This window comes from Thermosynechococcus sp. GLH187 (genome assembly GCF_031583395.1).
Taxonomy (GTDB): Bacteria; Cyanobacteriota; Cyanobacteriia; order Thermosynechococcales; family Thermosynechococcaceae; genus Thermosynechococcus.
Genome location: NZ_CP134175.1, coordinates 202,522 through 228,281, shown reverse-complemented (window position 1 = coordinate 228,281; position 25,760 = coordinate 202,522). Strand labels below are relative to the sequence as shown.

General features: G+C 55.9%; 16 protein-coding genes and 2 pseudogenes. 9 read left to right on the top strand and 9 right to left on the bottom strand.

Going from position 1 to position 25,760, the window contains the following annotated elements; genetic code table 11:
* The first annotated feature begins 111 nt into the window (after nucleotides 1-111).
* The 3 genes and pseudogenes from RHI63_RS01025 to RHI63_RS13140 all read left to right on the top strand — a co-directional run bounded on the left by RHI63_RS01025 (nucleotide 112) and on the right by RHI63_RS13140 (nucleotide 7,426).
* On the top strand, nucleotides 112-2,652 hold the full coding sequence (locus RHI63_RS01025) for a DUF559 domain-containing protein (RefSeq protein WP_310821727.1): 2,541 nt from the start codon (nucleotides 112-114) through the stop codon (nucleotides 2,650-2,652).
* Complete coding sequence (locus RHI63_RS01020) at nucleotides 2,649-4,586, top strand: AAA family ATPase (protein WP_310453136.1); 1,938 nt, start codon at nucleotides 2,649-2,651, stop codon at nucleotides 4,584-4,586. The genes RHI63_RS01025 and RHI63_RS01020 overlap by 4 nt, the downstream gene beginning before the upstream one ends.
* Nucleotides 4,586-7,426 (top strand): annotated as a pseudogene (locus RHI63_RS13140) (BPTD_3080 family restriction endonuclease). Before RHI63_RS01020 ends, RHI63_RS13140 begins: the two are co-directional and overlap by 1 nt.
* On the opposite strand, the pseudogene RHI63_RS13135 reads toward RHI63_RS13140, so the two are convergent.
* Nucleotides 7,337-7,929, bottom strand: a pseudogene (locus tag RHI63_RS13135) (transposase); the annotation flags it as partial. The pseudogenes RHI63_RS13140 and RHI63_RS13135 sit on opposite strands and share 90 nt — an antisense overlap.
* A gap of 480 nt (nucleotides 7,930-8,409) precedes the next feature.
* Between RHI63_RS13135 and purD the strand changes: the two are divergent.
* Both purD and RHI63_RS00990 read left to right on the top strand, forming a co-directional pair.
* The gene (gene purD, locus RHI63_RS00995) at nucleotides 8,410-9,714 is read left to right on the top strand and encodes a phosphoribosylamine--glycine ligase (protein ID WP_206200681.1); all 1,305 of its coding nucleotides are present in this window, start codon (nucleotides 8,410-8,412) and stop codon (nucleotides 9,712-9,714) included.
* A complete protein-coding gene (locus RHI63_RS00990; protein ID WP_206200680.1) occupies nucleotides 9,711-10,004 on the top strand; it encodes a DUF3082 domain-containing protein in 294 nt (97 codons plus the stop codon). Before purD ends, RHI63_RS00990 begins: the two co-directional genes overlap by 4 nt.
* Here the strand turns inward: RHI63_RS00990 and RHI63_RS00985 are convergent.
* The gene (locus tag RHI63_RS00985) at nucleotides 10,001-10,702 is read right to left on the bottom strand and encodes an ABC transporter ATP-binding protein (protein WP_206200679.1); all 702 of its coding nucleotides are present in this window, start codon (nucleotides 10,700-10,702) and stop codon (nucleotides 10,001-10,003) included. The two genes, RHI63_RS00990 and RHI63_RS00985, sit on opposite strands and share 4 nt — an antisense overlap.
* A gap of 19 nt (nucleotides 10,703-10,721) precedes the next feature.
* The gene (locus RHI63_RS00980; RefSeq protein ID WP_206200678.1) at nucleotides 10,722-11,909 is read right to left on the bottom strand and encodes a TRC40/GET3/ArsA family transport-energizing ATPase; all 1,188 of its coding nucleotides are present in this window, start codon (nucleotides 11,907-11,909) and stop codon (nucleotides 10,722-10,724) included.
* Between the two features lie 264 nt (nucleotides 11,910-12,173).
* On the opposite strand from RHI63_RS00980, the gene psbA (RHI63_RS00975) reads away from it, so the two are divergent.
* Together psbA (RHI63_RS00975) and psbA (RHI63_RS00970) are read left to right on the top strand one after the other, a co-directional pair.
* Nucleotides 12,174-13,256: a photosystem II q(b) protein gene (psbA, locus tag RHI63_RS00975; RefSeq protein WP_206200677.1), complete on the top strand. Its 1,083-nt coding sequence runs from the start codon at nucleotides 12,174-12,176 to the stop codon at nucleotides 13,254-13,256.
* 312 nt (nucleotides 13,257-13,568) lie between these two features.
* Entirely contained in the window at nucleotides 13,569-14,651 is a 1,083-nt protein-coding gene (psbA, locus tag RHI63_RS00970; protein WP_206200676.1) for a photosystem II q(b) protein, read from the top strand.
* Between the two features lie 74 nt (nucleotides 14,652-14,725).
* On the opposite strand, the gene RHI63_RS00965 is transcribed toward psbA (RHI63_RS00970), so the two are convergent.
* Together RHI63_RS00965 and RHI63_RS00960 are read right to left on the bottom strand one after the other, a co-directional pair.
* Entirely contained in the window at nucleotides 14,726-15,916 is a 1,191-nt protein-coding gene (locus RHI63_RS00965) for a Coenzyme F420 hydrogenase/dehydrogenase, beta subunit C-terminal domain (protein WP_206200675.1), read from the bottom strand.
* A 6-nt stretch (nucleotides 15,917-15,922) separates the two neighbouring features.
* Nucleotides 15,923-18,121, bottom strand: coding sequence for a phosphoketolase (locus tag RHI63_RS00960; protein ID WP_310821724.1), 2,199 nt, complete (start codon nucleotides 18,119-18,121; stop codon nucleotides 15,923-15,925).
* A 156-nt stretch (nucleotides 18,122-18,277) separates the two neighbouring features.
* Here RHI63_RS00960 and RHI63_RS00955 point away from each other — a divergent pair, with 156 nt between their 5' ends.
* Nucleotides 18,278-19,603, top strand: coding sequence for a cobyrinate a,c-diamide synthase (locus RHI63_RS00955; protein WP_310821723.1), 1,326 nt, complete (start codon nucleotides 18,278-18,280; stop codon nucleotides 19,601-19,603).
* A gap of 45 nt (nucleotides 19,604-19,648) precedes the next feature.
* Entirely contained in the window at nucleotides 19,649-20,803 is a 1,155-nt protein-coding gene (locus tag RHI63_RS00950) for a M23 family metallopeptidase (RefSeq protein WP_206200672.1), read from the top strand.
* Here the strand turns inward: RHI63_RS00950 and RHI63_RS00945 are convergent.
* From RHI63_RS00945 to RHI63_RS00930, 4 genes are all read right to left on the bottom strand, one after another.
* On the bottom strand, nucleotides 20,800-22,533 hold the full coding sequence (locus tag RHI63_RS00945) for a phosphodiester glycosidase family protein (RefSeq protein WP_310821722.1): 1,734 nt from the start codon (nucleotides 22,531-22,533) through the stop codon (nucleotides 20,800-20,802). The genes RHI63_RS00950 and RHI63_RS00945 overlap by 4 nt on opposite strands.
* A gap of 102 nt (nucleotides 22,534-22,635) precedes the next feature.
* Nucleotides 22,636-25,425 carry a preprotein translocase subunit SecA gene (gene secA, locus RHI63_RS00940; RefSeq protein ID WP_310744703.1) on the bottom strand — a complete coding sequence of 930 codons (2,790 nt, stop codon included), beginning with the start codon at nucleotides 25,423-25,425 and terminating at the stop codon, nucleotides 22,636-22,638.
* Nucleotides 25,426-25,491: 66 nt separating this feature from the next.
* Nucleotides 25,492-25,596: a Mo-dependent nitrogenase C-terminal domain-containing protein gene (locus RHI63_RS00935; protein ID WP_255521522.1), complete on the bottom strand. Its 105-nt coding sequence runs from the start codon at nucleotides 25,594-25,596 to the stop codon at nucleotides 25,492-25,494.
* Nucleotides 25,560-25,715 carry a Mo-dependent nitrogenase C-terminal domain-containing protein gene (locus RHI63_RS00930; RefSeq protein ID WP_255521475.1) on the bottom strand — a complete coding sequence of 52 codons (156 nt, stop codon included), beginning with the start codon at nucleotides 25,713-25,715 and terminating at the stop codon, nucleotides 25,560-25,562. Before RHI63_RS00930 ends, RHI63_RS00935 begins: the two co-directional genes overlap by 37 nt.
* Between the last annotated feature and the right edge of the window lie 45 nt (nucleotides 25,716-25,760).

Below are 25,760 nucleotides of genomic sequence, written 5' to 3'. Positions count from 1 at the left end.
TATCCGCACAAAGGAAAAGCTGGCGCACACATAGGGAGGGAATGCAACGCCTTATTACCGCTTGCAGACTATACGACACCGGCAACATTCCAAGATACAAGCAATGCTTTGATGATTTTCCTCTCCAGCAGATTGACAACCTTTGGAATGATACTGCCGCTGACCACCGACCTTGGCGACCTGGTGTTCGACCCGACCTGTGTGCGGAAGGGGACGAGGGTGTGGGTTTGCGGCTCCTCCCCGACCCTCCCCACACGTGGGGAGGGAGAAGCCCTATCCCCCCGCGTGCGGGGGGATGACAGGGGGGCTACCCTCATCGCCATCGAAGACATCCACCCCGGCGACTACCTGCTGGCGCATGATGGCTTGCCCCATCGCGTCGTGCGCACGATACGGCGAATGTATCGCGGCGTGATGATCGGCATCCGGCACGACCTTAGCGGGCAAACCCTATGGCTTACGCCCGATCACAGGGTGTTGGCCCACAGACGACCGCACAGCCTGGGTGGACATTCCGACTGGTCAGGTATTCCCAAAGCGCTGCGCGGCAGAAGCAAAATACTCCGCAAGGAAATGACTCCGCCTGAACGGAAACTTTGGAAAGTCTTGCGAGGCAATGGGTTGGGCTTTACCTTCAGACGTCAGCACCCTATTGGCCCCTATATCGCCGATTTCTATTGCCGTGAAGCTGCCTTAGTGGTAGAAGTGGACGGCGCCATGGCTCATGGCACTCCGGCCGCCATGGAACATGACCGTGTTCGCGATGAGTTCATGCACGCGCTGAATCTAAAAGTGCTGCGTGTTCCCGCCGCAGAAGTAGAGCATAATCTCGAAGGGGTTTGCACTGCTATTGAACAGGCGTGTAAAGAGCAACTTTCGCCAGAGTATGCCCAGTGGATGGAGGCAGAGCAGATACAAGAGGGAGACATCCTGTTCCACGGTCCCGACCGCGTTCCCGTGCGCCTTGTGGAGGTGGTTAGAGACTTGTCCGAGGAAGAGGTTTACGATTTAGAAGTAGAGGACGCTCACTCGTTTATAACGGAAGTCTGCGCCGTACACAACTGCGGCAGCGGCACGACGGCCTATGTGGCCGAGCAGTGGGGCCGGCGCTGGATCACCTGCGACACCTCGCGCGTGGCGCTCACCCTCGCCCGCCAGCGCCTGATGACCGCGGCCTTCGACTACTACGAGCTGGCGCATCCCGAAGAGGGGGTGGGCAGCGGCTTCAAGTACAAGACCGTGCCGCATGTGACACTCAAGTCCATCGCCAACAACCCAGAGATCGACGGCATCTACGCCCGCATGCACCCGGCCATCGAACAGGCGCTGGCAGACCTCAACGCCGCGCTCCGTCTCCCCTCTCCCGCTGGGAGACCCCCTGACGGGGGCAGGTGGGCCGGGGGTGAGGGCTATCCCCGTTTCAAGGTCACGCAAGGCGGCCGCGCCGGGCAATTCGTGGATTTTGCCGCGCCGGACAGCGCCACCTTCACTATGCCCGCCGGCCAGGCGGTCAAGGTCAATGAGCTGGTGGAGTGGGAGGTGCCCTTTGAGTTCCCTGCCGACTGGCCCGAAGCGGCCCGCAAGCCTTTTGACGCCTTCTATGCCGCCCGCCGCGCGATGCAAAAGGCCATGAATGAGGCGATCGCCCGCCATGCGCCGCAGGAAACCCTTTACGACCAGCCCTTGGTGGACCGCAAGAAGGTGCGCGTCACTGGCCCGTTCACCGTGGAGGCGGTGCCCGCGCCGGCAGTCAAATCGGTAGATGAAATCCTAGAACCCAAGCCGGAACCCGCCGACACATCCATCGCCCGCTCGGGCGAGACGCTGCGCCAGGCCGAATGGCGCGACGAACTGCTGCGCGCCGGCATCCGCGGCAAGGCGGGGCAGTACATCCGCTTCGCGCGCCTAGAGCCGCTGCCCGGCTGCCGCTTTTTGCACGCCGACGGCGAGACGCGCCCCAGCGACGAAGGTGCCGATTCGGTGCGCGAGACCGGCCCGGCCGACAGCCCGATGCGCGTGGTGGTCTCCTTTGGTTCCGAGCACGCACCGCTGGAGCAGCGGCAGGTGGCCCAGGCCATCGAAGAAGCGCATACGCTGGTGCCCAGGCCGAAGCTCATCGTCTTCGCCGCCTTCCAGTTCGACCCCGAGGCGGCCAAAGACATTGACGAGACCCACTGGCCAGGGGTGACGCTGCTCAAGGTGCAGATGAACGCCGATCTGCTCACCGACGATCTCAAGAAGAAGCGCGCCAGCAACGACTCCTTCTGGCTCATCGGCCAGCCGGATGTGGAGGTGCGCAAGGAGAAAGACGGCAAGTACGTCGTAGCCGTGCATGGCTTCGACTACTACAACACGAAAACGGGCGGGGTCGAATGGGGCGGGGCGGACAAGATTGCCGTCTGGATGCTGGATACCGACTATGATGGGCGCAGCCTCTACCCGCGTCAAGTCTTCTTCCCGATGGCGGGCGAGGGCGAAGGCTGGGCGAAACTGGCGCGCAATCTCAAGGCCGAGATTGATGAGGAACTGATCGAAGCCTACCGCGGCACGGTTTCTCTGCCATTTGAGCCGGGCGAGCACAAGCGCATCGCGGTCAAGATCGTGGACGACCGGGGGATCGAGAGTTTGAAGATTATGGAGATTGACACATGAAGATCAAATCCGTCCGCATTCGAAACTTCCGCTCGATAAAGGAACAGACTATCGAACTTGATGACTACACGTGCTTCGTCGGAGCCAACGGCTCAGGGAAGTCAAGTGTCCTGCATGCCCTCAACGTCTTCTTTGGTGAATCAGGGATACCCGGTCTCAACACGCGTTCGCTCAGTGAGGAGGATTTCCATGCCAAAAACACAACGGATCCTATCGAGATAACGATCACTTTTACAGACTTCTCAGAGGAAGCTAAGAATGAACTCCAGCATTATGTGCGCCATGATCAATTGGTTGTCTCAGTTGAGGCACAATTTGATCCTGTTGCAAACACAGCCGAAGTAAAGCAGTACGGTCGCCGGATGGTTATCAAGGATTTCGCGCTGTTTTTTGAAGCCGAAAAAGCTGGGAAAAAGGTTGCTGAGCTGAAGGATATATACACCAGGGTGCGAGAGAAGTACCCTGATCTTCCGCATCCTGGCACAAAGGATGCAATGGTCCAAGCACTTCGTGAGTATGAAGAAAAGCACCCGGAATTGTGCGAAGAACTCCCTAGTGCGGACGAGTTCTATGGTGTATCAAAGGGTAAAAACCTTCTCGAGAAATACATCCAGTGGGTGTACGTGCCCGCAGTGAAGGAAGCGGCTAGCGAGCAGAAAGAGTCTAAGGACACAGCCCTAGGGAAGCTTTTGAGCCGCACGGTTCGGTCCAAAGTCAACCTCAGGGAGTCATTTGATCCCATCCGCAAGGAAATGCAGGAGAAGTACAGACAACTCCTTGCCGATAGTCAGGCACAGCTAACCGAAATATCTACAGCTCTGCGAAATCGGCTTGTGCAGTGGGCGCATCAAGACGCAACGCTTCGAGTGCAATGGTACCAAGACCCCGAAAAGGCGGTACGTGTTGATGAGCCTTTTGCTCAGGCCATTCTCGGTGAGGCAGGGTTTGAAGGGGAGCTTACACGTTTCGGGCACGGGCTTCAACGTTCGTTTATTCTCGCACTGCTCCAAGAACTCTCTGACAGAGACGACGCAGATCCACGGCTGATTCTCGCCTGTGAGGAGCCGGAGCTCTATCAGCATCCCCCACAAGCAAGGCATCTTTATAACGTGCTCGTGAAGCTGAGCGAACAGAACTCTCAAATCTTGGTTACAACCCACAGTCCATACTTCATATCAGGTGAGAGATTCGAGAGTGTCCGGATGGTCCGCAAGGTCAATGGTGCTTCGTCTATTACTAGGACCACCCATCAAGAGGTGGCAAATCAAATTGCGGCTGTGAAAGGCCAGCAACCTGTCGAACCGAGCGAGCAGTTGGCAAAGATCCATCAAGCACTCCAGCCTGAGCTCAGCGAAATATTCTTCGCGTCTAGGATCGTATTCGTCGAGGGGCTAGAGGATACTGCATATTTGACCACCTACCTTCACTTGCTCAACCGGTGGGATGAGTTCAGACGACTCGGCTGTCACATTGTCCCCACCGGTGGAAAAAGTCGGATGCTTCAACCTCTCGCGGTAGCCAGGTGCCTGCAGATCCCGACTCTCGCGGTACTGGATTCGGACGGCGACAAGCCGGACAAAAACGGAAGCAGGGAGCAACACCGCAGAGACAACAGCGCAATCCTCAAGTTATGCGGTGTATCTGATCCTGAGCCGTTCCCGACCAGTACGTTCTGGGGAGCCGCTGTAGTCATGTGGTCCTCAGACATCGGGCAGGTGGTTGAGCAAGAGATTGGAAAAGAGAACTGGGATGAGTTTCGATCTGAGGCAGATGCTAAATACGGGTCTGCCGGGAATCTACAGAAGAACGCGTTGCACATTGCATCGAGACTCCAGATAGCTTGGGATGCTGGCAAGAAATCGGATTCTCTCGAGAAGCTTTGCAATAAGATCATGGAGTTTGCTAATAAGAATGAAAATAGAGAGGAAAATTGATGCCCAGCACCACCATTGACCGCCTGATCATCAACTCGCCCTACGAGGAGCCGCAGCGGCACTGGCGTTACGACCGCGAGACGCGTATTTTCGAATTGGTGGAGGGCCGCCGCCCGGCGGGGTACGTGGTGGCGACGCCCGGCTCAAAAGCCTTCGATGACCCGGGCATCTTCGTCGAGATTCCGCTGGTCAACCAGATCCGCCCGCGCGTCAAGGCCTGGCGCGAGGCGGGCTATCCGGGCGTCACCAGCATCACCAAGCGGCTGCTGGAACATTGGACCGACCCCGAAAACTTTGACCGGCGGCGCTTCTTCTTCTGCCAGCTGGAGGCGGTGGAGACGCTCATCTGGCTGACCGAGGCCGCCCCCGCTGAGCGCACCGGCATCGAAATCCCCGGCGATGGCGGCGAGTACATCCGCCAATGCTGCAAGATGGCCACCGGTTCGGGCAAGACCATCGTCATGGCCTTGGTCATCGCCTGGCAGGTCCTGAACAAGGTGGCCAACCCGCAGGATGCCCGTTTCTCCAAAAACGTGCTGGTCATCGCCCCGGGGCTGACGGTCAAAAAGCGTCTGGAAGTGCTTTACCCCGCCGCGGACGGCAATTACTACGAAGCCCTCGTCCTTGCTCGAGAAATTGCGCCAAGGCAAAGTGCTGGTGCGCAACTGGCACGCCCTCGCCTGGGAGAGCGAAGAACAGATCAAGAAACGCAAGTCTGTGGACAAACGCGGGGTCAAAAGCGACGAGGCCTATACCCGCGAGGTGCTGGGCGAGATGGCCAATGCGCGCAACCTTCTGGTCATCAACGACGAGGCTCACCACGCCTAGCGTGTGAACTGGGAGGCGGAAGGAAAGTATTTGCGGCAGCGGGATCTCAAGGATAGCGCCGCGGAGGCCACGGTGTGGATCGGTGGGCTGGATCGCCTGCACCGCTCGCGGGGCATCCTCAGGTGCTATGATTTTTCCGCTACTCCCTTCACGCCTTCGGGCAAAAAGAGCAGCGAAGAGGCGCTCTTCGACTGGATCGTTAGCGACTTCGGCTTGAATGACGCCATCGAGTCTGGCCTAGTCAAGACCCCGCGCGTGGTGGTGCGCGACGATGCTGTCCCCGACGCTAAAACCTACAAGTCGCACCTTTACCACATCTACAACTACCCGGACGTGAAGAACGACTTAAACTGCAAGGCGCAGCCGGAGGAGCCGCTGCCCGACCTAGTGCTGAACGCCTACTACCTTTTAGGCTACGATTGGTGCGAGACGTGGAAGGCATGGAAGACAGCCGGAGTGCCCGTTCCGCCGGTGATGATCACCGTCTGCAACCGCACCGAGACCGCGGCGCGCGTGAAGCACGCCTTCGATTCGCGGCGCATCCACATCGATGAACTGTGCGACCCAGAGCGCATCCTGCATATCGACTCGAAGGTGCTCGATGAGGCGGAAGCGAAAGAAGAGTTTTTCGTTTCGAGTGGTCAGTTTGTCGAAGATGAAGAAGGGGTCGAGGCAACGGCAGAAAACGCAAAACCAGCAACTCAAAACGCAAAACTCACCAAGGCCCAGCAGGCCAGCGCTTGCGCCAGATGGTGGACACGGTGGGCAAGGTGGGACAGCCGGGCGAGAGAATCCAAAACGTCATCTCCGTCGGCATGCTCTCCGAGGGCTGGGATGCCAAGACGGTGACGCACATCATGGGACTGCGGGCGTTCACGTCGCAGCTGCTGTGCGAGCAGGTGGTCGGTCGCGGCTTGCGGCGCACTTCGTACGAAGTCAACCCGGAAACGGGGCTGTTCGAGCCGGAATACGTCAACATCTTCGGCGTGCCCTTCACCTTCTTGCCCCACGAAGGCGGCGAGAACGACCCGCCACCGCCGCCCACGCCCAAGACCGCCGTTGAGCCAGACCCGGCCAAGGCACAGCTCGAGATCCGCTGGCCGAATGTGGTGCGCATCGAGCGCGTCTTTCAACCGACGCTGACCTTGGACTGGTCGAAGGTGCGACCATTGGAACTGGACGCGGCGCAGACAGCGAAGGTCGCCGAGCTGGCGCCGATCCTCGAAGGCAAGCCAGACGTCACCCGGATCAACCGCATCAAGTTGGAGCGGCTGGCGGGGAAATTCCGCACCCAGCGCATCATATTTGAGACGGTGCGCGATGTCTTTGACCAAATGCAGACCGCTTGGAAAGGCAGCCGCGAAGTATTATTGGCGCAATTGATTCGCATCGTCGAGCAATTCATCCGCTCCGACCGTATTCATATTACGCCACCGCTTTTTTATCAGGACGAATTGCGCCGACGGCTGATCATCACGCTGAACCTGTCGCGGGTGGTGCAGCATATATGGGAGGCGGTTCGGCAGGAGAACACCGATCGCATCGAGCCGGTCTTCGACCGCGATCATCCTATCCGCTCCACAGGCGAGATGCGCACTTGGTACACGGGCAAGCCCTGCGAGCGCACGAAGAAATCCCATATCAACGTCTGCGTGTACGACAGCACATGGGAAGCGTCCGACGCCTTCGCGCTCGACAACAGTGACGCGGTGGCTGCCTAGGCCAAGAATGACCACCTAGGCTTCGAAGTGCTCTACGTTTATCGCGGTGTGGTGCGCAAGTACCGGCCTGATTTCCTGGTGCGGCTGAAGAACGGTGATCATCTGATTCTAGAAACAAAGGGTCAGGATGCGGAGCAGGACGAGGTGAAGCGTCAGTATCTTGCAGAGTGGTGCGAAGCTGTGAACGCGCACGGTGGCTTCGGGCGATGGCGCGCGGAAGTAGCGAAGACGCCCGGTGAGATTACTGAAGTCGTGCTCAATCACATTCAAATCAGGAGAGTATTTCGGTAAAAATAACACCTCGTGACCCGCCGCTTTCACCACTGCCTGAATCGCCCCTTTCGGATGAATCGGTGCATTATCCATCATCAACAACGACGGTCTCTTTAACGCCGGCAAACAGTACTGACTCAACCAACTCACATAACGCATTCAAATATCCTGAAAACAGCATTGGGGCGATGAAGTCTTTCTGGTGTCTATACCGTCCTGCGACTAAACTCTCTCTTTTCTGACGCTTCCCCGCTCGCTCTCCATAAATTCGTTGGCCTCGCGCTGACCACCCATACTCAGACTCCACTCGATCGCTGGGCACGGTCGATTAAACGGTCATCGGGATGGGTAGCAACATCCGCTGCTAAGGCCGCCCAATCCAGTTTCCAAGGACGACGGGGGACAACCGTGGGCGCTAAGTCCTCTCGCTTCAGCCAGCGATGGATGGTGGCGCGACTGACCTGAAAGATTTGAGTCGCTTCACTGATTTTGCCACCTTGCTTGATGTTCGAAATAGCTATATCTACCTGAACAGCCGTTTCCTATTCGGGTCAATATCTTGATAGGACGTAACTTTACGCCATAGCCAGACTACTGTTTCTCGTCATCCTTGTGAAAACGGCTGTTATTCCTGACTGATTGAGCCCATAAAACAAGGCTCTCATACTGTTTAAGCTGGCGTCCAAAATGTACGTCAGCTAGATTTTGAAGAGCAGTTGTGAGTTCAGGACGGGATAGTCGCAAGGGCTGAGGCGCCTGAGAATAGACTTGACAATAGCTCCAAAAGATGCCATAGTAAATTGACTGTTTTTTAATCTTTTAAGGGAAGAATACAATATTTCTTCTCTTTTTCCTACCTCTTCAAACTGTTGTTCAATACTTCTGCAAAGGAATAAGCCAATCATTTTACCTTTGGAGAGAACGTTGCCTATTGACTGATAAACTTGATAGTCCCCTGAAGATTGATTTCAAAATATGGCTTATCTTTTTGGAGTGCATCTGTGAAGGTCGTTGTCGTTGGCAGTGGTGGTCGAGAGCACGCGATCACTTGGAAATTACTCGATTCTCCTCGCGTGACACAGGTCTATTGTCTGCCGGGGAATGGGGGCACAGCCTGCTTGGAGCGGTGTGAGAATGTGGCCATTGCAGCCACCGACCTCACGGGTATTGGTGAATTTGCCAAAGAGAATAACGTTGATTTAGTGGTTGTCGGGCCAGAGGTTCCCTTGGCAGTGGGTTTGGCCGATCACCTACAGGCGTTGAACATCCCTGTGTTTGGGCCGGTCAAGGCCGGCGCACAAATTGAAGCCAGTAAAGCTTGGGCAAAGGCGCTCATGCAGGCGGCTCAGATTCCTACGGCCAAAGCAGCAGTGTTTGACAATTATGAGGCGGCCTCTCGTTATGTTCAAGCCCAAGGGGCACCCATTGTCATTAAGGCCGATGGTTTAGCGGCAGGTAAAGGAGTGACGGTAGCGGCCACCGAAGGGGAGGCGATCGCTGCCCTCGAGCGGATTTTTGGGGGTGAATTTGGCGCCGCTGGTCAACAGGTGGTCATTGAATCAGTACTAGAGGGGCAAGAGGTCTCCGCACTCGCCGTTACGGATGGCAAAACCATTCTGCCGCTGCTGCCCGCCCAAGACCACAAGCGCATTGGCGAAGGGGACACAGGTCCAAATACTGGAGGAATGGGGGTCTATGCCCCTGTCCCTTGGGTGACACCAGAGTTAATGCAACGAATTCAACAGACGATTCTTGAACCTGCCCTTGGGGCGTTGCAGGATCGGGGAATCCACTACTGTGGGGTGCTCTATGCCGGTCTGATGGTGACGTCCGCAGGGGATCCCTACGTGGTGGAATTTAACTGTCGCTTTGGTGATCCTGAAACCCAAGTCGTCCTCCCCCTCTTGGAAACCCCTCTGATTGAGGTGCTCTTGGCCTGTGTCGAGGGACGCTTAGCCAGTTTGGGAGCGTTGCAATGGCGCAATGAGGTAGCTCTATCCGTCGTGATGGCGGCGGGGGGCTATCCGGGGAGTTACCGCAAGGGGGATGTGATTCAGGGTATTCCCGCAGCGATCGCCCAAGGGGTTCTCGTTTTCCATGCTGGAACGCGCTGGCAAGAGGGGCAATGGTACACCAATGGCGGTCGGGTATTGAACATTACCGCTTTGGCTCCTGATTTTGCCACGGCTCAAGCCAAGGCCTATGCGGGCGTCAGCGCCATTGAATTTGCCGACTGCTACTATCGTCGTGACATTGGCTACCGTATTCTGGAATCATCGGCTCACAAAGGTGAATACCATCCATGACCCTCCTCCCCCCAAAAACTAACCCATTACGCTGTTTAACTGGTGCGCTGATTGCTGGCACGCTTGGGATTCTCCTTTATCGGCTAACAGGGGCGATCGCCTACGTCTTTGCCACTCACGCAGTGAGCTACCACAATCAACTGGTTTATAGCTTGGCCGTGGCCGTGCGCACCCTTGTGGTGGGCTTGTGTACCCTCGCAACGGGGGTCTTTAGCATTATTGCCGTGGGTCTGGTGGCGCTGACGCTGCAACTGCTTTGGGAACGCTGGGTACAACGGGAGCAGGCTTAACCGTCGCTAATTTTGCCATCTTCGATTTTGGTGATGCGATCGGCAATGGCTGTAATCCGTGGATCATGGGTAACAATCAACACTGTGCAGCCTTTTTGCTTTGCTAGCTTGTAGAGAATTTTGATCACCTGTTGGCCATTTTGGGAATCCAAGGAAGCCGTCGGTTCATCGGCAAAAATGATCTGCGGCTCACCCGCTAGGGCACGCGCAATGGCCACCCGCTGTTTCTGACCCCCAGAAAGATTTGCGGGCACAAAGTCGAGGCGATGACCCAACCCCACTTCCTCTAGACGGGCTGCCGCCTGTTCCTTGGCCTGTTTGCCTTTGATTCCCTTGAGATTGAGCGCCAGTTCCACATTTTCCAGTGCGGTCAAGGCGGGGAAAAGATTAAAACTCTGAAAGACAAAGCCAATATTTTGCAGCCGAAATTTTGCCAGTGCAGTCTTGGACAGTTGCGTAATCTCTTGGCCTAAGACAGCCACTTGGCCACTGGTGGGGGCAAGAATGCCAGCCAAAATCGAGAGCAGGGTGGTTTTCCCTGACCCCGAAGGTCCCATTAGCAGATGGATATGACCGCGCTGGATTTGCAGGTTAATGCCCTGAAGAACAGGGGTCTCGTGATGGCCAGAACGATAAACTTTAGTCAGATTGGTGGTGGCGATCGCCAGCCCAGTTGTTGTCACAGTGGCAAGTCTCATCAGTCATTGATTAGCCGAATTAGCTACTGGTGGCACTAGCAAAGCGGATTTTCAGGTAGTCCGCCTCCATTTTCGCGCCCACCGGTTGCAGTGCTGCTAATCCTTGGGGGAGCACCATATTACGACGATGGTTACCAATGCGGATATTCAACTCATCTGCCGTCTTGTTCAGTTCAATTTTTTCCTTGGGTACCCCCGGTAGATAGAGTTCAAGGCTGTACTGGCCATCACTGGGCACCACCCGAATCGTTTGCTCTTGGTAATAAACCTGAGCTGGATCTTCATCAGCGTAGAGGGTCTCCTTCAGGCGGTGCAGTGCCGCCAAACCACAGAGTTCCTCAGCAAACAGGGGCACTTCCTTCACCGGTAGCGGGCGGAAATTGTCGTGAATTTCTTGACGGTATTGCTGCTGCATTTCTTTCCAGCGGGCAAAGAAGGGATCCTGTACCGTGTTCGGCAGAATACGGTTTGCAATGACTAAGTCGGTGGCCACGTTATAGAGGCTAAGATAGGCATGGGCGCGCAGCGACTCCTTAATCACCATCTTTTCTGGATTGGTGACCAAGCGCACTGAGGTTTGCGTGTTGTCGGTGAGGACTTTTTCGAGGGCTTCAATCTGCTCATAGAATTCATAGGGCGCATCCATCACCTCTTGATCGGGCAAAGAGAACCCCACCAAGGGCTTGAAAATTGGCTCCACAATCGGTCGCAAGGCCACGGACATCCGCTGTAGGGGTTTATAGAAGCGGCGCATGTACCAGCCGCTCACCTCGGGTAGACTCAACAGCCGCAGTGCCGTACCTGTGGGGGCAGAGTCAATAATTAAGACATCGTATTGGCCTTCGTCATAGTGGCGTTTCATGCGCACAAGGGCAAAAATTTCATCCATCCCCGGCAAAATCGCCAATTCTTCAGCTTGAACGCCCTCTAGCCCGCGCGCCTGCAAGACTTGGGTAATGTAGCGCTTCACCGCACCCCAGTTGTCCTCCAGTTCCATGAGAGCATCGAGTTCCGCTCCCCAGAGATTTTCGGCGACGGGCACAGGGACATGCCCCAATTCAAGGTCAAAACTATCAGCAAGGGAGTGGGCGGGATCGGTGCTCAGCACCAGCGTTTTGTACCCCAACTCAGCACAGCGTAACCCCGTTGCTGCCGCCACTGAGGTTTTACCAACGCCACCTTTGCCAGTCATTAAAATTACGCGCATGGGAAGGCCCTGCCCTAAACACGGTTGCTTAAAATATCTTAACCCTTGAGCTTGTCCTCAGGGGGGGGCGATCGCTCGCAATCAATGAAAATAAAATCATTAAGAAAAATAAATAAATACAACTGCTTATTTAGCTTTATTAACAATAATTTAGGCCTCTCCCCGATCCCTTGGGGCAAATATTAAGTTAATGCTTAAGCCCTTGCAGTTTATAACTGTTTTCAAGGGTTTGTAACGGGAAATATATTTGGACTTATCACGACTATGACCACAACTCTCCAACGTCGCGAAAGCGCGAATTTGTGGGAGCGGTTTTGTAACTGGGTGACCAGCACCGATAACCGCCTCTATGTGGGCTGGTTCGGTGTGATTATGATCCCCACCCTGCTGGCCGCAACCATTTGCTTTGTGATTGCTTTCATCGCTGCTCCCCCTGTGGACATCGATGGCATCCGTGAGCCTGTTTCTGGCTCCTTGCTCTATGGCAACAACATCATCACTGGTGCAGTGGTGCCCACCAGCAACGCCATTGGCTTGCACTTCTACCCCATTTGGGAAGCTGCTTCCCTCGATGAGTGGCTCTACAACGGTGGCCCCTACCAGTTGATTGTCTTCCACTTCCTGTTGGGTGCCTCCTGCTACATGGGGCGCCAGTGGGAACTCAGCTACCGCCTCGGTATGCGGCCTTGGATTTGCGTGGCCTACTCCGCTCCCTTGGCCTCTGCCTTTGCGGTCTTCTTGATCTACCCCATTGGTCAAGGCAGCTTCTCTGACGGGATGCCCCTCGGTATCTCCGGTACCTTCAACTTCATGATTGTGTTCCAAGCTGAGCACAACATCCTAATGCACCCCTTCCACCAATTGGGTGTGGCCGGTGTCTTTGGTGGCGCACTGTTCTCCGCCATGCACGGTTCTCTGGTGACCTCCAGCCTGATCCGTGAAACCACCGAAACGGAATCCACCAACTACGGCTACAAATTCGGTCAAGAGGAAGAAACCTACAACATCGTGGCTGCCCACGGTTACTTTGGTCGCTTGATCTTCCAATACGCCAGCTTCAACAACAGCCGTGCGCTGCACTTCTTCCTCGCCGCTTGGCCGGTGGTCGGGGTTTGGTTCACCGCTCTGGGTATCAGCACGATGGCCTTCAACCTCAACGGGTTTAACTTCAACCACTCGGTCATTGATGCCAAGGGCAACGTGATCAACACTTGGGCAGACATCATCAACCGTGCCAACTTGGGTATGGAAGTGATGCACGAGCGCAATGCTCACAACTTCCCCCTCGACTTGGCTAGCGCTGAATCTGCTCCTGTGGCCATGATTGCTCCCAGCATCAACAGCTAAGCAACACTCATCTGCTGAACTTTGACACAGCCGCTCCTGCCCTAGGGGCGGTTTTTTATTGCGTTATAGCCCACAGGCATTAACACGCTCAACACGGTAAGAAACCACGTCTCAGAGACGCTGCTACCCGCCCAACGTCAATCTAAAAGATTGATAAAAGTCAATGGATAGACAAAGGTCTTTTGATTCTATAAAAGCCGACCTCAAACCCCTTGCCGCTCAGAAATATAACCATATAATCAATAAATAGGAGCTTGCAGCGTTCGTTGCTGCTGCTTAAGTTCTGTTGTTATTCATAGATTCATAACGACTATGACTACAGTTCTGCAACGTCGTCAGACAGCGAATCTGTGGGAGCGTTTTTGCGATTGGATTACCAGCACAGAAAACCGCCTTTATATTGGCTGGTTTGGGGTGATCATGATCCCGACGCTCCTTGCCGCAACGATTTGCTTTGTCATTGCTTTTATTGCGGCACCCCCCGTGGATATTGATGGTATCCGTGAGCCTGTCTCTGGCTCCTTGCTCTATGGCAACAACCTCATTACAGCGGCAGTGGTGCCCTCCTCTAATGCCATTGGGCTACACCTCTACCCGATCTGGGATGCTGCTTCCCTCGATGAGTGGCTCTACAACGGTGGTCCTTATCAACTGATTGTTTTCCACTTCCTGATCGGCATTTTCTGCTACATGGGTCGGGAATGGGAACTCAGCTACCGTCTGGGGATGCGGCCTTGGATTCCCGTGGCCTTCTCAGCTCCCGTGGCAGCGGCAACGGCTGTGCTGTTGATCTACCCCATTGGTCAAGGCAGCTTTTCCGATGGCCTGATGCTGGGCATTTCCGGTACGTTTAACTTCATGATTGTGTTCCAAGCTGAGCACAACATCCTCATGCACCCCTTCCACATGCTGGGTGTGGCGGGTGTCTTTGGTGGTGCCCTGTTTGCCGCTATGCACGGTTCTCTGGTGACCTCCAGCCTGATCCGTGAAACCACCGAAACCGAATCCACCAACTATGGCTACAAGTTTGGTCAAGAGGAAGAAACCTACAACATCGTGGCAGCTCACGGTTACTTTGGTCGGCTGATCTTCCAATACGCCAGTTTCAACAATAGCCGCTCGCTGCACTTCTTCCTCGCTGCTTGGCCAGTGGTGGGCATCTGGTTTGCTGCCCTTGGCATTAGCACGATGGCCTTTAACCTCAATGGCTTCAACTTCAACCACTCCGTTGTGGATGCGCAAGGGAATGTCATCAATACTTGGGCCGACATCATCAACCGCGCCAACATTGGTATTGAGGTGATGCACGAACGCAATGCCCACAACTTCCCCCTCGACTTGGCAAGCGGTGAATCGGCTCCTGTGGCGATGATTGCCCCAAGCATTGAAGCCTAAACAGGTCGCTCCTAAACCGCTCTAGTGATAAGTCCAAATATCGCTCCCCACAGGGGGGGCTTTTTTTGTCGGGATTATTGGGCAGGGAGTTGATACTGATCAACAATTTTTTTGGCAAAGGCGGGCACGTGAGCGGCCAGTTTTTGGGGATAGTTGCGCCGCACATAGAGATAGTTGCGGGTGAAGTGGGAGTCAATGGAAAAGCGGGCATATTCAAGCCCTTTGGGACCAATGCGCTCAATTACTAGGCCGACCAGTTTCGCCGCCCACATGGGGAGCGTGACGCCTTTATCGTAGGCAGGAATGCTTTGTTGCACGGCAGCGTGGCGATCGCCGGCACTCGTAACAGGCTGAATGTCTAACTGATCGCGCACGAGGTCAAGCATTTCTTGGCCAAGCTCGTTGCGCACCACCAGCCACTGCCAACCAAAGGGGGCGCCCATGTAGCCCACGACCAGATCGGCAAGGCCATTCACGTAGTCAAAGCAACTCATGCAGGAGGGGGCAAAGACATCCTTGAGTTGATTGGTCTTGAGGCCAAAGAAGGGCACGGTTTCCGTGGAGCCGTCGCTGTGCTTGAAATGCACCCGAAAGTCTTGCATGAACTCGTAGTAAATGACGGTTGCGGGCGATCGGCTGGTGGTTTCTAGGAATTTTTGCAGACCGGCACGGGTGACATTGTCCACGCAGGGAGTGCCTAGGACGTAGAGCTTTTCAAGACCCAGTTTGTCCTGTACCGCTCGCAGCGCCTGAATTTGACAGCCAACCCCAATCACCAACAGCCGCCTGAGTCCAGATTGTTCCACCTGCTCGAGAACCGATAGATTGGGAGACAGGGTCGGTTTATTGACGCGAGCAGCGAGAATCTCTTCACGGCTGCGGGCAATCACGGGCTTGGGGGTAAAGCGATCGCTCTCGCTATTTTGAACGCAGACCACCCCTTCAACCCGCCCCGACTCCAGCATGGCAATGGCAATACTGCTGACGATGCCCGTCCACTGCGCCCCCGCAATGGGTTCGGTTTTGCGAGCCGCCATCATCTGCTGGTGAACGCCAAAGTAGCACTCATCCCAATTGTCAAGATCACGGGCACGGCCATGACTTTGCTGCTCGAGAGTCTCAAACTGCTGATTGAGGAAGGCACAGGCCTCTTTGACGTAGTGGATATAGTAGGTGTCGCAAAGACCACACTCGCTACAGAGGGCTTTGGCGGGGCGAGGGCTGCCGGGCTTGAGGGCACGGGCTTTTTGATGGGCAGCAGTCATGGGCACTTACTTCAGCAGTGAACGGGCGCGATCGCAAATCGCTTCGGGAGTGAGGCCATTGTAGGCCATGAGTTCGGCGGGGCTAGCCGTCGTTTCTCCCCGTTGCCAAGCCAAGACATCGCGGGGACAGGTGGCACGCAAAAGAATTGGCTCCAACAGTGCCGCAGGCCCGCCCGTGACTCCCAAAAGGGCATCACCACCAAAAAGTCGTTGGAAGGTGGCCTCATCGGCAAAGCCACCATCGGGTTCGGCACAGGTTTGCCAAGCCACATCCATAGGCCGATATAGGCGGCGGGGGTTAATGACCGAGACAATGCGCACCCGATAGCCGAGCTGTTCCAACTGGGGTAGGGCATTATACACGGGCTGCAAAATCATATCCCCTAGCACCGCTAGCACCAATGTGGCACGACCACTAGCAGACTCGTAGAGGGTTACTGCGCCCTCATCAAGGGCCTGTTCGGTTTGGGCAAACGTGGTGCGCACCGGCAGCGGTGTTTTACTGGCAAAGATGGCAATCCCCTTGTTTTGTGCTGTGAGTGCCCAGCGGTAGCACACTTGAATGCTGTTTGCATCCGGCGGAAAGAGGACAAAGACATTGCCATTGCGCAATAGGGCAGCGTAGTAGGCTTCGATTTCTGGGCGTTGGTGCGTCCAGCCATTGCGCCCCTGCTCAAGGGCACCGGCGGTAAAGAGGGTTACTGTGGCTGGCGTCGGACGGCGCAGCTCTGCCATGGCTTGGGTGACGGTTTGCCAAATGGGGAGACCATTAATGGCAAAGGACTCATAGGAGCACCAAAGACTGCGGCTGCCCATCAAGCACAGCCCTGCCGCTAGACCGGCACAGGCATCTTCGCTGAGGGGTTCATAGACTTGGCCATTAGGCACTTGATTGTAGAGGGGATCGGTGGTCGGGTGAATGATCTTCAGGGCTTGGTTGATGTTGCCAATGCCAGAGGCCTCATTGCCATCGGCATTCGTGACCAGATAGCGGCGATCGCGCTGTCCCACTTCTGCCACCATGCGCCCCATCGCCGTTGTGGCTACTTTGTTTTCACCCAAGGCATAGGCCTCAAGGGCAATCTCCCCAAGGGGCGGTAAATCTAAGACCTGCTCAGTAACCACCACCTCAGCCGCAGACCCACCGGCCGCAGCAACACAGTTTTGGCGCACCAGTTCCCAAGCAGCGGGGGAAAGGGCACGGGCTTTGAGAGCATTGACAATATCAGGGTTGTCGAGGGTGTGCTGGGCGTAGAGATTGTGGGATTTTGCCCCCTTGGCATGCACGCCGGCGCCTTTCAGTTGCTTGAGGATAAAGACCGTTAACTTGCCGGAGAGAGCCGATCGCGCCGCCTCCTGTACCCCCTTGAGCACCGCCTGCATGAAGGCCAATCGCTGACCAAAGGAAAAGAGCGTGCTATCAACGTAATCCCCTTCTTGGTCGCTATCATCAAAGTCCTTGGCATCCACCAGCACCACCTCTTGGAAGCCATTGCCGTGCCAGTAGGCCATCATTTCGGGATTGGTTTTGCGGGAGACCATGCTGTGGTGCTCTTGGCTAAAGCCATTCCATACGAGGACGGGCAGGAAGTTGGTCACCTCTGGGAAAGCCGTGTGGAAGTGGGCCATACTGCTCATGACGTAGGGTTCCCCCAGACCGCCATCGCCTAAGGTGAAGGGAAAGAGGGTCTGGCGGTGCAACCAAGCAGCGGCCATGGCAAAGTGCTGTCCCTGTCCGAGGGGACCGGCGGGCGCTAGAATCCCCGGAATATAACCAGAGAGATGACCCAGAAGGCCATGTTTTTCGCGGAAGCGATCGCGCAGGTCTTGAACCGTATAAATGCCCATCTTTTCGAGGGAGCGATCCAAGAACATGGCGGCATAGAAGCCGGGGGCATGGTGCCCCACTTCCGTGATGATATTCTTGTGCCCCAACATCACTAGGGCGGCATAGGCTTCCGCTTGGCTGGCAAACCCGCCGGGGTGACCTGAGGCTTTACTGCCGGTCATCTGTAAGATCAGATAGCGGAGGGCATCGGCATAGAGCAGCGTTTGATAGGCGGCCTCGGTGGCGTCTAAGTCGGTAAGGGCAGGCTGTTGGGCATTCAGAAGCGGTGTTTGGCCATAGCGATCCCAGTCTGGCCAATCGTCGCCAAAATACTGGATTCCTTCACAGAAACTGGGCACCGAAGTTACCGCTGTCATAGACCTTGACCCAACTGTTGACTGCACGCTTAGTCTCCTATCTTACAGGGGTGGGGGGCGCTCTCACGGCGGCTGGGGCAGGGAATCTCCCTGGAATGCAGGCATTGCGATGGATTGTGGCCATAGATTGATTTTTCTTGGGGAACGGGATTAACGATGGCATTGGTGATAGCGGGCGATCGCAGTGGTGTCGGCAAAACAACGGTTGCTTTGGCCTTGAATGCAGCCTTAACGGCACGGGGGCAGCGCGTCCAAACATTTAAGGTGGGTCCTGACTACATTGATCCCCTGTTTCACAGTGCTATCAGTGGCCGGCCTTGCCGTAACCTTGACGTGGTCTTGACCAGTGCTGACTATGTCCGCGCCTGTGTGGGCTATTACAGTCAGGGGATGGATGCAGTGCTCATTGAGGGAGTGATGGGGCTATTTGATGGCCGAGGGGGCAGCCATGAGGGCAGTACGGCACACATTGCCCAACTCTTGCAGGCCCCCATCCTACTGGTTGTGGATGTGCAAAAACAGGCGGCTTCCGTGGCGGCCTTGGTCTATGGCTTCTGCCACTATAATCCCTCCCTCCAGATTGCCGGCGTGGTCTTGAATCGGGTGGCCAGCGATCGCCATCGGCAAATGTTAGAAGCTGCCCTTGTCCCCCTTGGGGTGCCCATTCTCGGCATCATCTATCGCGATCAGGCCTTGGCACTCCCCAGTCGCCACCTCGGCTTAGTGCCGCCCCACGAATCAGGGGAATTTCAGCACCTCGGCGATCGCCTTGCCCATTTAGGAAACACCTGTTTTGACTGGGAGCGCCTCACGCCACTCCTTGCCCCAGCCCCCACCCCCGCAGCCCCCCCTTTTAGCGTTTCCCCCCTGACCCCAGTCACCCTTGGCGTTGCCCAAGATGCCGCCTTTCAGTTTTACTACACTGACACTCTTGATCTGCTCCACGCTTTAGGGGCAACGTTAATTCCGGTCTCACCCCTGCGGGATGCCCCCTTGCCCACCGGTCTACAGGGGTTGATCTTGGGGGGTGGCTTTCCAGAGGTGTTTGCCCCAGAGCTAGCGGCGAATCACTCGTTTCTTGAATCACTGCGGCAGGCCATTGAAGGGGGCTTAGCTCTCTATGCCGAGTGTGGTGGCCTCATGTACCTCAGCCAAGGCATCCAAACCTGCGAGGGACACTACTATCCTTTGGTGGGATACTTGCCGACGGTTGCCCGCATGGGTAAAAAACTCACCCTCGGCTATCGCCAAGCCACGGCTTTACAAACAACGGTGTGTCTGCGGGCAGGAGAGACGGTTCAAGGCCATGAATTTCACTATTCCTGTTTGAGTGTGCCGCCGCCAACGCCGCTGTGGCAATTGGACGGTCAAGCCGAGGGCTGGGGCAGTTCTCAACTCCACGCCAGTTATCTCCATCTCCATTGGGGCGGCCATCCACAGTGGGCGATTCGCTTTCTGCAGCAGGCAGCAAAGGTTGGATAATGCCACTCACGGCAACGTAATGTTTGCAGTATTTGAGGGCGCTCAATGCCGATGCGATACCGCTATAGCCTCTACGTTTGCCTTGGGGTACTTGTGACCCTCAGCGCCACTTTAGTGGCTTGGGCAACGGCGCCCTCCCAAAACTTGGCGTATTGGCAGCGGGTGATCCAACAACATCAGCAGCACCAGCAGGCGGTGGGTCAGCAGCGTCAACAACTCGAACGCCTTGAGGCAGCGGCGAGCGATCGCCTTGAGAGTTTGGAAACCAATGTGGACACAACAACGCAGCAATTAATGGCGGCCAGCGATCGCCTGCAAGCAGCGGAAAAACTGCTCAAAGACCTCAAGGAACAGCAACAAACCCTCAGCCAGCGCTACGAAGCCAGTGTGGCCGTGATTAGCGATCGCCTGCGGCGGCTCCAACGCTACCGCGAGATTCCGCAGTGGGCAATGGTCTTTGAGGCGGAAACCCTTAACGATTGGTTTGAGCAGCAGGGGCGTCTGCGTCAGGTCTATGAGCGCGATCGCCAGCACTTGGCCGCCTTGGTTCGCGATCGCCAGCGACTTCAGCAGCAGGAGCGACAAATTCAAGTGCAACAGCGCTTCATTCAAGCCCTACGCCAACAACTGCAACAGCAACAGGCCATCTATGAGCGCGAAGCTGCAAACCAACGGCAACTCATTGCTCGCCTACGGAGCGATCGCCAAGCCCTTGCCTCCATTGAAGCCCAACTCGCCCGTGATAGTGCCGCCATTCAGCAGCTCATTAACCAACGCCTCGGTTATGTCCCTAGGGGCGCCCCACCCCTTCCCCGCAGTGGTCGTCTTGCCTACCCCATTCAAGCACCGCTGACCAGTCCCTTTGGTTGGCGGATTCACCCAATTTTAGGCACACGGCGATTTCATGCTGGGGTGGATTTTGGGGCAGATTTTGGCACCCTCATCTTTGCTGCTGAAGCGGGCACCGTGATCTTTGCCGGTTGGTCAGGGGGCTACGGCCAAACCGTGATTTTGGATCATGGCGGCGGCATGACGACCCTCTATGCCCATGCCCAGCGATTGCTCGTACGAGAAGGTGAATTCGTGCAACAGGGGCAGCCCATTGCTGAAGTTGGCTCGACGGGACTCTCAACAGGCCCCCACCTCCACTTTGAAGTGCGCCTCAATGGCGAACCCAGCGATCCCTTGGCCTATCTTTAGGGGGTTGGCTGCCAAAAGACCCCAATGGCATTATTGACCCGCGTTGTTGTCACCGAATGGCGATCCACCAAGACCCCACCAATGTAGAGAGCCGTGGAACTGCCACCATCCAGATTGACGGCATTGATCAAGCCCAACTGCCGCACAATTTGTGCCCATTCGGCGAGGGTTGGCCCCATACCCCCAATACGGTTGTGGGTGGTGACCCAGACAATGCTGCCATCACTGCGGTTGCCCATGGCACTGCGGGGGGCTGCCTGCGCATCTAAACCTGCTCCAAATTGCTCCAGTGCCGCATTCAAGACCACTCGCCCCTGATCCACCAGTAGGGGACCTGCACCAACAATATTGGGAATGCTATTAAACACAGCGGGCACAGCCGTGGTTTCCAGTTGCACGGAAGCTCCCGGTGGGAAGTTGGCCAAGGCGGAATTAAAGTTACGCGCCACCAGTAGAAAGCCATCTGCGGGAATAGGAATCGCTTGATTGTTATGGATCGGTTGCTGCCCCACCACCTGCTGATTGCGCACCGTAATCACCACTTCGCTGCCCGTTTTCCCTTGGTAGCTCGCGCCCCAACTGGGGGTATAAAGGGCAAGACCGGCTTGGACATAGCCAGAATTGAACGTGACAATGGGCACCGTACCGGCCGGCGTCCTCACCCGCTGCTGCAAACTCAGGCGACCGACAACCATCTGGCCGCGATCGTCCCAGCCAATGGCACCGCGATTGAGAATCGGGCCTGAGAGCCAGTTGCCCTCACTGCGAATGGCCCCCAAGGGAGCTTGGCGATCGCGATTAAAAAATCCCCCATTAATGGCGGCGGCGGCTTGCCAGCGTTGAGCCAGTTCGGGCACCGTTGCTAAGCCCACCAAGGTTGTGGGGGTCATGCCGAGGGGACGCAGACGCAGCCCCGGCTGCTGAGGGTTAATGATCAGCAGATCCACAGGAAACTGACGACTGCCGAGGGTCACGGTTTGCTGTTGCCAACGTAGCCCCGGTGCCCATTGAATCGTACGCGGGGGGGGCGCATCCCTGCGAAAATCAATCACCAGACGCGGTGGATTGAGCAGCATTGAGGCCACTGGGCGAGCCGTGCCGGGAATTTGTGTTTCCAGTACTGTGCGATTGGGGGTAGCGGTAATTTTGACATTGGGAATCGTGGCCAATTGTCCCGTCGCCTCAATCGTCAGGCTGAGATCGCGAGGGGTAAGACCTGTGCGGCTAAAGGTGAGCCGATTCACTTGCCAAGGGGTGGGGCGGTCTAATTCAAAGACCCAGCGATCGCCCCACGGTTGTCGTCCCTGCCGCCAACTGAGAATCCGTGCCGGGGGGGTACTGATCTGGAGCGTATTCCCTTGGGGTTGCACCTGCCACTGATATTGCTCAATCCACGGTGTAATGTCCAAGTAGCGATACATGCCGTTGGGGCTAAAGCGCACCGCCAAGGGGCTAAATTGCGGCTGAAACCAAGCCACTGGTTGCTGAAACGGGTCTGTAGTATCCCCAAGGAGCACCCCCAAGCGATTGGCAAGGCCACCATCGCTAATCCCTGTGCGCAGTTGATTTTGGTTATCGCGCCACTGCTGCCAAGCCACGGGGTAGTCGCGGCCATTTAAGTTCAGGCGATCGCCTTGAATTTCCTGAGGTAATGCGATATTGGCGCTGGAGCTAGCGATCGCAAGTGCAATCCCACTGCCAACAACCCGAGAAGCCGATCTTGCCAACACGCTTAACGCCACACCCTGCCCACTGAAACTCTGCCAGTATAGTTGACCCCGTAGCGCTACAGATTGCTCCAGAGCAACAAGGATCAATTTTGGGCAACTCGGCTAGGCCTGATCTGAGGACGAGGACACCTCCTCTGGGGGCGGTGCCACTTGGGGCTGGAACTGGAAGAGAGAATACACGACATTGCGGCGAATCATCACCATCATGTCCAAGAACAATTCATAGCCCTCCCGTTTGTACTCCACCAAGGGATCCTCTTGACCATAGCCCCGTAGGCCGACCGACTCCCGCAGGGCATCCATTTGTTGTAGGTGCTCCCGCCACAGCAGGTCAATCTGTTGTAGGATAAAGAACCGCTCCGCTTGTCGCATCAGACCCCTTTGAATGCGCTCAATTTCCGCCTCTTTTTGCTCATAGGCGGTGCGCACTTGCTCATGCAAAAAGGCCTGCATCTCCGGTACGCTGAGATGAGCCAGATGCTCAGGGCGCAGATCCGACAGCAAATAGACAAATTCCTGTACTTTGGCCACCAAGCCCTCTAAATCCCATTCCTCTGGCGGCAGATCGGGATTGACATAGGCGGCAATGATGTCGTCCATGGTTTTTTCGGCGTACTCCAGCACCCGATCCTTGAGGTCTTCCCCTTCCAGCACCCGCCGCCGCTCAGCATAGATGGCACGCCGCTGGTTATTCATCACCTCGTCGTATTCAAAGACCTGCTTACGGATGTCATAGTAGTAGGTTTCCACCTTGCGCTGGGCATTTTCCAAGCTGCGGGTAAGGAGTCCCGACTCAATGGGCATATCCTCGTCAACGCGCAGGGCATTCATGATACTGGCGACGCGATCGCCCCCAAAGATGCGCAGTAGGTTATCCTCCAAGCTCAGGAAAAAGCGCGTGGATCCGGGGTCACCTTGGCGTCCTGCCCGTCCCCGCAACTGGTTGTCAATCCGCCGCGATTCATGGCGTTCTGTCCCAATCACGTGCAAACCACCGAGGGCGACCACTTCTTCATGTTCTTTCTTGGTGACCACCTCATATTCTTCGCGGATACGGTTAAAGGCATCCCGCAGGGCTTGAATCACAGGGTCTTGGGTCGGTGCTTTCTCCGAGGCGATCGCCAGCATATCCTCCGCCTGCAACTCCGGCAGACTGCGCTCACCATAGGTCTTAACTGCCACATCCACCGCATGGCGCAGCAGCTTTTCCGCCTCCTTACTAATTTCGCAGGGGAAGAGTCCCGGTGAAGCTTTCCAGTTTTTCTGCGCCGCCTGACTAAAGCCTTGGCCACCGCCACGATCCATTTTCAGCCCCAACAGCATCATCGGGTCGTCACTGGGGGGCATGACAATGCGAGGCATAAAGTATTCCCGCACCTTGAGGCGTGCCATGTAGTCGGCATTCCCCCCCAAGATAATGTCGGTGCCGCGGCCTGCCATATTGGTTGAGATCGTCACTGCGCCCTTGCGGCCGGCTTGGGCAATGATCTCCGACTCTCGCTCCACATTTTCAGGTTTGGCATTCAGCAGGTTATGGGGAATGTCCAACTCCCGCAGCAGTTGGGACAATAGCTCGGACTTTTCAACACTGGTGGTACCCACGAGCACTGGGCGACCCGTAGCGTGAACCTCGGCACATTCAGAGGCCACGGCCAGCCATTTACCCCGCTCCGTTTTATAGACCACATCGGGAAAGTCCCGCCGCTGGCTGGGGCGATTGGTGGGCACTACCGTCACTTCCAGCTTGTAAATTTTCTCAAATTCCGCCTCTTCCGTCTTGGCTGTCCCCGTCATCCCCGCCAACTTGGGATAGAGCAAAAAGAGATTTTGGTAGGTAATTGTGGCGAGGGTTTGGGACTCATTTTGAATCTCTAGGCCTTCCTTGGCTTCAATCGCCTGATGCAGGCCATCACTCCAGCGGCGACCCACCATGACTCGTCCCGTGAATTCATCGACAATCACCACTTCACCATTGCGGACGATGTAGTTCACATCCCGCTGGAAGAGTTCCTTGGCCTTGATGGCATTAAAGATATAGTGTGCCCAAGGGTCTTGGGGGTCATAGAGATCGCTCACCCCCAATAGTTTTTCAGCTTCGATAAACCCCTCATCGGTCATGAGGACATTACGAGCCTTTTCATCCACCTCGTAGTGCTCGTCCTTTTTCAGGAGGCGGGCAACTTCAGCCGCCTTGAGGTACTTCTCGGTGGGACGCTCCACTTGACCTGAAATAATCAGGGGCGTGCGGGCTTCGTCAATCAGTACCGAATCCACCTCGTCAATGATGCAGTAGTTGAAGGGACGCTGCACCACCTCAGCCATGGACGTAGCCATATTGTCCCGCAGGTAGTCAAAGCCAATTTCGCTGTTGGTGGCATAGGTGATATCGCAGGCATAGCTTTTCTGCCGCTCTTGGGGAGCCATGTGCTGCTGAATCAGCCCGACCGTCAGACCCAGAAAGCGATGCACCTGCCCCATCCATTCCGCATCCCGCCGTGCCAGATAGTCGTTGACTGTAACAATGTGCACCCCTTTCCCCGTCAGGGCATTCAGGTAGGCCGGCAGCGTGGCCACGAGGGTTTTCCCTTCCCCCGTTTTCATTTCGGCAATCTGGCCATCGTGGAGAATCATGCCACCGATGAGCTGGACATCAAAGTGGCGCATCCCCAGTACCCGTCGTGAGGCTTCGCGCACCACGGCAAAGGCCTCGGGCAGTAAATCATCGAGGGTCTCGCCATTGTCGAGTCGCTGCCGAAACTCAGCCGTTTTTGCCTGTAGCTCACTATCGCTGAGAGCCTGAACTTGTTCCTCCAGCAGGTTAATTTCGACCACAAGGGGCTGATACTTTTTAATCTTGCGCTGATTGGGATCGCCAAAGAGGGCTTTCAGCATGGGACGGGCACCATGGATACAAAGCTATACATTTTAATCGTATAGCAACTGCAAGTTCCTCGCTGCCTAGACGTATTGGCTGATGTCCTCTTGCCAGACATTGCTGAGGTCGGTGAGGGCACGAAACCGCAGCATCACGACTTCTTCATAAAAGGGATTGAGTTTACACAGAGGGGAATGGTGATGACTGGCCGACCCAAGAAGCAGAGGGTGCGGGCAAAGGGAGATTGGGCTGGAATAAGGCGGCAAATGCGGTGGGCGATCGCTGGCGTTGTGATCGGATAAGTCATTAGCCACTGACGGATTTTGGTCGTTAAATGAAGTAGACGTGCGTT